This is a genomic window from Burkholderia sp. Cy-637 (assembly GCF_011753175.1).
In the GTDB taxonomy this organism is placed as follows: Bacteria; Pseudomonadota; Gammaproteobacteria; order Burkholderiales; family Burkholderiaceae; genus Burkholderia; species Burkholderia gladioli.
Genome location: NZ_VWWC01000253.1, coordinates 1 through 6,910, shown reverse-complemented (window position 1 = coordinate 6,910; position 6,910 = coordinate 1). Strand labels below are relative to the sequence as shown.

General features: G+C 67.3%; 7 protein-coding genes. 2 read left to right on the top strand and 5 right to left on the bottom strand.

From position 1 onward, the window contains the following. Nucleotides 1–280: 280 nt before the first annotated feature. Nucleotides 281–451, bottom strand: coding sequence for a rubredoxin (locus F3J10_RS33455; protein WP_006400971.1), 171 nt, complete (start codon nucleotides 449–451; stop codon nucleotides 281–283). Between the two features lie 441 nt (nucleotides 452–892). Between F3J10_RS33455 and F3J10_RS33450 the strand changes: the two genes are divergently transcribed. Next, complete coding sequence (locus tag F3J10_RS33450) at nucleotides 893–1,759, top strand: hydroxymethylpyrimidine/phosphomethylpyrimidine kinase (RefSeq protein WP_013696820.1); 867 nt, start codon at nucleotides 893–895, stop codon at nucleotides 1,757–1,759. Between the two features lie 148 nt (nucleotides 1,760–1,907). On the opposite strand, the gene groL is transcribed toward F3J10_RS33450, so the two are convergent. The 3 genes from groL to F3J10_RS33435 form a co-directional block, all read right to left on the bottom strand. Continuing rightward, nucleotides 1,908–3,548: a chaperonin GroEL gene (groL, locus tag F3J10_RS33445; protein ID WP_013696819.1), complete on the bottom strand. Its 1,641-nt coding sequence runs from the start codon at nucleotides 3,546–3,548 to the stop codon at nucleotides 1,908–1,910. Between the two features lie 52 nt (nucleotides 3,549–3,600). Beyond that, nucleotides 3,601–3,894: a co-chaperone GroES gene (locus F3J10_RS33440; RefSeq protein WP_025098731.1), complete on the bottom strand. Its 294-nt coding sequence runs from the start codon at nucleotides 3,892–3,894 to the stop codon at nucleotides 3,601–3,603. Between the two features lie 373 nt (nucleotides 3,895–4,267). Next, complete coding sequence (locus F3J10_RS33435; protein WP_013696816.1) at nucleotides 4,268–4,624, bottom strand: BON domain-containing protein; 357 nt, start codon at nucleotides 4,622–4,624, stop codon at nucleotides 4,268–4,270. Between the two features lie 372 nt (nucleotides 4,625–4,996). On the opposite strand from F3J10_RS33435, the gene F3J10_RS33430 reads away from it, so the two are divergent. Further along, nucleotides 4,997–5,467 carry a MarR family transcriptional regulator gene (locus F3J10_RS33430; protein ID WP_025098730.1) on the top strand — a complete coding sequence of 157 codons (471 nt, stop codon included), beginning with the start codon at nucleotides 4,997–4,999 and terminating at the stop codon, nucleotides 5,465–5,467. A gap of 133 nt (nucleotides 5,468–5,600) precedes the next feature. On the opposite strand, the gene mnmH is transcribed toward F3J10_RS33430, so the two are convergent. Further along, entirely contained in the window at nucleotides 5,601–6,653 is a 1,053-nt protein-coding gene (mnmH, locus tag F3J10_RS33425; RefSeq protein WP_025098729.1) for a tRNA 2-selenouridine(34) synthase MnmH, read from the bottom strand. Nucleotides 6,654–6,910 lie beyond the last annotated feature (257 nt).

Sequence of the window (6,910 nt, the reverse complement as noted above, 5' to 3'; positions counted from 1 at the left end):
CCGCGACGGTGCGCAAGGCCCGCGGCAGCGCCTCGCCCGACGCCGTGCTGGCCTCGGCGAGCGTCGCCTCCGCCAGCAGCACGGCGCCGCCACGCGGATTCGGCAAGGCGTCGGGGATCGGTATTACGGTCGGGGACGTCGTCATGGGCACGCAACCGTCGACGCGGAGAGCTCGAACGCCGCGCGGCCGGACCGCGTGACGGGCCGGCGCGCCGGCGCCGCGTCGGACGCGCCGGCTGGCGGCCTCGGGACGTGCCGCGGAAACCCGCTCAGATCTCGCTCAGATCTGCACCATCTCGAAGTCTTCCTTGCGAGCGCCGCATTCCGGACAAGTCCAGTTGATCGGCACATCTTCCCAGCGCGTACCGGGGGCGATGCCCTCGTCGGGCAAGCCCGCCTCTTCGTCGTAGATCCAACCGCAGATCAGGCACATCCAGCTTTTGTATTCCATCGTTTGCCGCGCAGGGGAAAAAACCATTGTTTGGGGAGACGTGATGGTAACGTGCGGACGGCCGCCCTGCCTAGCACCGCGGCTCTAGCCGGGACTGCGACGTTCTGTCCAGCGGTTTGTCCGGATTCTTGTCCGGGCGCTTGCTCGGAATCGATCGCCGGCGCATCCCCATGGCCAGGCACGCCATCACCGCTCACAGCGATCTTCCCGCCGCCGCTGTGGAGATCCCCGATCCGCACCCGATTGAACTGCCGCGCGGCACGATCGCCGCGATCCTTGCACGGATGCGCGCGCAAGCGTCTCGATCCGCCGCAAACGCCCGCCACACATTGCATTGCGTTAAAAAAACCACTTCATGCACAGGTTTCCAACGCATAATGACCGGCAAGGCGCACCCACGTGGTGCGCCGCCCGATCGTTCTTCTCTTTCCCCGATTTTTCATGTCCAGCAACGCCCCTCCGATCGTTCTCACCTTCGGTCTGTCCGATCCCACCGGCGGCTCCGGCCTGCAGGCGGACCTGCTGACGCTGGCGAGCATGGGTTGTCACGGCGCCACGGTCCTGACCGGCTACACGGTTCGCGATTCGGCGTCCTGCGATGAAGTGACCGGTCTCGACCCGGACACGGTGGTCGCGCAAGCGCGGATGCTGCTCGAGGACATGCCGGTGGCCGCCTTCAAGATCGGCGCCACCGCGCGCGCCGAGGTGGTCAGCGCGATCGCCGAGGTGGTCGCCGACTACGACGGCGTGCCGCTGGTGCTGGCTCCCGACTTCACGCTCGACGACGAGCACGTGCTGGCCGCTGACGACCTGCGCGAATCGATCGCCGACCTGCTCGCGCCGCAGACCACGCTGCTGGTGGCCGACCACGCCACCCTGATCGCGCTGGCCCAGCCCGACGGCGACGCCGAGGCGCCGAATCTCGACACGGCGATCGCCCACCTGCTCTCGCAAGGTTGCGAATACATCCTCGCCACCGAGACCGGCACGCACCGGCTGGTCAATACGCTGTACGGCGAGGAAGGGCAGATCCGGCAGGATCTCTGGGAACGCACGCCGCACCGGCTGATGGGCGTGACCGACACGCTCGGCACGGCGATCGCGGCGCTGCTCGCGAACGGGCAGGAGCCGCCCGAGGCGGTGCGCGAGGCGCAGGAATATCTCTACCAGGCCGCGCGCGATGCGTTCCGGCCCGGCATGGGTGCCTGGGTGCCCGACCGCTTCTTCTGGGCACGCAGCAACGAGGAAGCCGCGCAGGCCCAGCCCGCCGCGCCCGCCGCGCCGCCGTTCGGCGCCTCGCGGCACTGAGGCCCACGGCGGGCCGGCCCCGCCCGGGCACCGCAAGCCGCCGACCCCAGCCGTAAACGACAAAAAACCCGCATCGCTGCGGGTTTTTTGTTTTGCAGGACCGGGCGCGCATCGCTGCGCGCCCGTCGATGCGATCGACCGAAGTCGATTACATGTCCATGCCCATGCCGCCCATGCCGCCGGGCATGCCGCCGGGCATCGGAGCATCTTCCTTCGGCAGCTCGGCAACCGCTGCGTCCGTCGTCAGCAGCAGGCCGGCCACCGAAGCGGCGTTCTGCAGCGCGGTGCGCGTGACCTTGGTCGGATCGACCACGCCAGCCTCGACCATGTCGACGTACTCGCCCGTTGCGGCGTTGTAGCCATAGTTGCCCGAACCGGCGGCAACCGCGGCGACCACGACGCTGGCTTCTTCGCCGCCGTTCGTGACGATCTGGCGCAGCGGCTCTTCCATGGCGCGCAGCACGATCTTGATACCGGCGTTCTGGTCGGCGTTGGCGCCGGTCAGAGCGGCGATGGCGGTGCGAGCGCGGATCAGCGCGACGCCGCCACCGGCCACGATGCCTTCTTCCACAGCTGCGCGCGTGGCGTGCAGTGCGTCTTCGACACGTGCCTTCTTTTCCTTCATTTCGACTTCGGTCGCGGCACCGACCTTGATCACGGCCACGCCGCCTGCCAGCTTGGCAACGCGCTCTTGCAGCTTCTCGCGATCGTAGTCCGAGGTGGCTTCCTCGATCTGGGCGCGCACTTGCTTGACGCGTGCCTCGATGTTCACGGCTTCGCCGGCGCCATCGATGATCGTGGTGTTTTCCTTGCCCACTTCGATGCGCTTGGCCTGGCCCAGCTCGGCCAGCGTGGCCTTCTCGAGCGTCAGGCCGGTTTCTTCCGCAACCACTTGACCGCCGGTCAGGATCGCGATGTCTTCCAGCATCGCCTTGCGACGGTCGCCAAAGCCCGGAGCCTTGACGGCGACGGTCTTCAGGATGCCGCGGATGTTGTTGACCACCAGGGTGGCCAGCGCTTCGCCTTCGACGTCCTCGGCGATGATCAGCAGCGGACGGCCGGCCTTCGCGACTTGTTCCAGGACCGGCAGCAGGTCACGGATGTTCGACACCTTCTTGTCGTGCAGCAGCACGAACGGGTTGTCGAGGACGGCGACTTGCTTGTCCGGGTTGTTGATGAAGTACGGCGACAGGTAGCCGCGGTCGAATTGCATGCCTTCGACGACGTCGAGCTCGTCGGCCAGCGACTTGCCGTCTTCGACGGTGATCACGCCTTCCTTGCCGACCTTGTCCATCGCTTCAGCGATGCGATCGCCGATCGACGAATCGCTGTTCGCCGAGATCGAGCCGACTTGCGCGATTTCCTTGTTGGTGGTGCAGGGCTTGCTGATCTTCTTCAGCTCTTCCACCGCAGCGGCGACGGCCTTGTCGATGCCGCGCTTCAGGTCCATCGGGTTCATGCCCGATGCGACGTACTTCATGCCTTCGCGAACGATCGATTGCGCGAGGACGGTTGCCGTCGTCGTGCCGTCGCCGGCGTTGTCGCTGGTCTTGGAAGCGACTTCCTTGACCATCTGCGCGCCCATGTTCTGGAGCTTGTCCTTCAGCTCGATTTCCTTGGCGACCGACACGCCGTCCTTGGTCACCGTCGGGCCACCGAACGAGCGCTCGAGGACCACGTTGCGGCCCTTCGGACCCAGCGTGACCTTCACTGCATTGGCGAGAATGTTCACGCCTTCAACCATCTTCGAGCGGGCGGAATCGCCGAACACGACGTCTTTAGCTGCCATCTTCTAACTCCTTGGATTCTGGAATGGATTCGCTGGGAAGCGTTACGCGGGCTTACGCCGCGTTGACCACGGCCATGATGTCTTCTTCGCGCATCACGAGCAGTTCCTGGCCGTCGACCTTGACGGACTGGCCAGCGTACTTGCCGAACAGGACGCGATCGCCAACCTTCACGTCGAGCGCGATCGGAGCGCCCTTGTCGTCGCGCTTGCCCGGGCCGATCGCCAGCACTTCGCCTTGATCCGGCTTTTCAGCGGCGGCTTCGGGGATCACGATGCCCGATGCCGTCTTGGTTTCCTGATCCAGGCGCTTGACGATCACGCGATCGTGCAAAGGACGAAGGTTCATGTTCACTCCTCTCTTTCTTGAATGGGACTGAAGTACACAAGGATGCCGACAGGCTGTCGCCCACCGGCGAATTGTTAGCACTCTCGTGCAGCGAGTGCTAATTATATGGACGAGGTTTGACAAATTCAAGAACGGGGGAGCGAGGTTTTTTTATGCAAATATTTAACGATGCGGAGAATATTTTTCCCGCATCGATCGCACCCCATTGAGAGGAGGCATGACGGGCGCCGGTTACGGCGCTGCGTGGTGCTGCGCGGCACGGCTATCGCCGGCGGCCGCCGGCAGGGAAATCGCATCCGTTCGAGGAAGCGAAGTTGGCGGGCCGGCCAGAAGCCCGTCGGTTTCGAGTCGAGCCGACTGGCCGGCCGCGCGCTCAGTGCGCTTCGTACACGCTCAGCTTGCTGTCCACCGACTGCACACCCGGCACCTTGGCGGCGATGTCCTGCGCGATCTGGTCCTGCGACGGGTCCATGATCATGCCGGCGAGGATCACCTTGCCGGTACGCGCCTTCGAGAACACCACGATCTCGGTGTCGTTCAGGTCGCTCGACTTGTCGAAGGCCTGGCGCACCTTCTTCGCCAGCGCGTGATTGGCGGCCTTCTCGGCCTTCATCTCGGCGCGGATCTGCTGGCGCGTCGGCGTCGTGGCGTCGCCGGACTGGGCGAAGGCGGTCGAGGAGATCATCAGTACGGCAACGGCGCCGGCGAGGATCGGTTTGCTGAGGGTCATGGCAATCACCTTTGAATGGACCTGCGGTGGGTTGTAATGGCGTGGTACGTCGCGCGCAGGGCCCATCGAGGCCGATTCGCGCTGGTAGACAGCATAGGGCGCCGCCCGTCCCCGCTCCATCGAACCTTCGGTGCCCCGCGCCCATACGAACGGCCATGGCAATACCTACCTTCGGATAGCCCGGCCGCGCCCCGCGCCCTCCCGCCGGCCGCGAACCGCCCGGCTTTTGTATCGCAACGTATCCGGCGCGGGCGCCAGACACATGGCCATACAGAAAACGCGCCTCGCCGGCACAAGCCGGATACGTCGGCGCGCTCCAATACCGTCATCGATCGCGCGGCATGCGCCGCCGCTCGCCCTACGGACTCGATCATGACGGAACCCAAGCTCTCCCCGGCCTTCCCCGCCGGCCCAATCAGCAGCGAGATCGCCCGCGACTGCCTGTTTACGCGCACACGGCAACTCTCCCGCTTCCTGACCGCGATCTACGACGACGCGTTCCGGCCGTTCGGCATCAACGCGCCGCAGTTCTCGCTGCTGGTGCTGATCGTCGATCTCGGCCCGCTCACGCGCTCCGACCTGGGTCGCAGCAACCAGCACGACCGCTCGACGCTGACCCGCAACCTGCAGCCGCTGATCGCGCAGGGCTGGGTGGAGGAAGCGCGCGAGGCGGGCGACCGCCGCATCCGCCTGCTGTCGCTGACCGAGCGCGGCAACGCGCTGCTGCGCGAGGCCGCCTCGGCCTGGCAAGCGGCGCAAGCGCGCGCCAAGGCACAGCTCGGCGAGCACGGCGCCCGTGCGCTGATGGAGCTCGCGGGCACGCTGCCGCGTCGCGCGGGTTGAGCACGTCGCCGTGCCCGGTCGAGATGCTCGATCGATAGGGAGACCGAAACGTCATTCGCTCGCGACTGGCTGGATAGATCGGTCGTGACACGACACCGGCGAACCGTCGGCCAGGCTCACCACATGGCCGGCATCAGCCCAGCAGTTCGAGCAGCGCGCGCGCCTGCGCGGCGAGTTCGTCCTCGCCCGCCATCGGCCGGAACGCAAAGGCGGTGGCGCTCGCGATCTGGCGGAACGCAGCATGGCTGCTGCGCGTGTAGGCGGGATCGTAATGCTGGTCGATCAGCGACTCGAACAGCTCGCCGCGCGCGCCGACCTCGGCCAGCGCCTGCCAGTCGCGGATCCGCGCATGGCCGTGCAGTTCGGTCAAGCGCGCGAGCTGCTGCCGGAACGCCAGCGGATCGTCGAACAGATGGCCGTAGTCGCGCAGCAGCAGGGCCACGCGATCCTCGCGCGCGGTCTCGACGGCGACGCAGCGCGCCGCGTGCATGCCGGCCAGCACCGGATCCGGCAAGGTGATGCGCCCGATGCGGCGGCTCTCGGCCTCGACGAACACCGGCCGGGCCGGATCGAAGCCGCGCAGCGCCAGCACCAGCGAGGTATCGAAACCCTTCTGGGTGGGCTGCTCGGCGCCCGGCAAGGCCCCCAGCAGCGAGCCGCGATGCACGGCCAGGCCCTCGAGATCGAGCACCTGCGCGCCGGCCCTGGCCAGCGCACCGAGCAGATGCGTCTTGCCGCTGCCGGTGCGCCCCGTCAGCACGATGTAGCGCAGCCGCGCCGGCAGTTCGTCGAGCTCGTCCACCACCCAGCGGCGATAGGCCTTGTAGCCGCCGTCGAGCTGCCGCGCGCGCCAGCCGATCAGGTTGAACCAGGACGTCATCGAGCCCGAGCGCTTGCCGCCGCGCCAGCAGTAGATCAGCGGGCGCCAGTTGATCGGCCGGTCGGCGAAGGTGGTTTCCAGGTGCGCGGCGATGTTGCGCGCCACCCAGGCCGCGCCGACCCGCGTCGCCTCGTAGGGCGAGACCTGCTTGTACATGGTGCCGATGATCACGCGCTCGTCGTTGCTCAGCACGGGGGCGTTCAGCGCGCCGGGAATATGGTCCTCCGCGTACTCGAGCGGCGTGCGCACGTCGATGATCTCGTCGAACTCGTCGACGCGGGACAGCGGAACAAGGAAGGGATTCACGGCGGACAGGCGCGCGCGGCGCGAAGGGCAGCAGACAGCCGCGGATTATCGCATGCGCGCCCGCCGCGCCCCGCGCGGCCTGGCCGCGGCTGCCGGCGGGCCGGCCCGGGCGCGATATCGCCAGGACCGGCCTGACCCTGCACGGGCGGCCCGGGATCGGGTTCGAACTCAGTCGCGCAGCGCGTCGCGGATCGCCGCGAGCCACAGGCCGACCGCATGCGCGCCGGGATCGGGATGGCCGAGCGCGCGTTCGCCGA

What these genes read in the sequence shown, in the direction of transcription:
- F3J10_RS33455 (WP_006400971.1), bottom strand. Translation starts at nt 451, where the DNA reads ATGGAATACAAAAGCTGGATGTGCCTGATCTGCGGTTGGATCTACGAC.
- F3J10_RS33450 (WP_013696820.1), top strand. Translation starts at nt 893, where the DNA reads ATGTCCAGCAACGCCCCTCCGATCGTTCTCACCTTCGGTCTGTCCGAT.
- groL (WP_013696819.1), bottom strand. Translation starts at nt 3,548, where the DNA reads ATGGCAGCTAAAGACGTCGTGTTCGGCGATTCCGCCCGCTCGAAGATG.
- F3J10_RS33440 (WP_025098731.1), bottom strand. Translation starts at nt 3,894, where the DNA reads ATGAACCTTCGTCCTTTGCACGATCGCGTGATCGTCAAGCGCCTGGAT.
- F3J10_RS33435 (WP_013696816.1), bottom strand. Translation starts at nt 4,624, where the DNA reads ATGACCCTCAGCAAACCGATCCTCGCCGGCGCCGTTGCCGTACTGATG.
- F3J10_RS33430 (WP_025098730.1), top strand. Translation starts at nt 4,997, where the DNA reads ATGACGGAACCCAAGCTCTCCCCGGCCTTCCCCGCCGGCCCAATCAGC.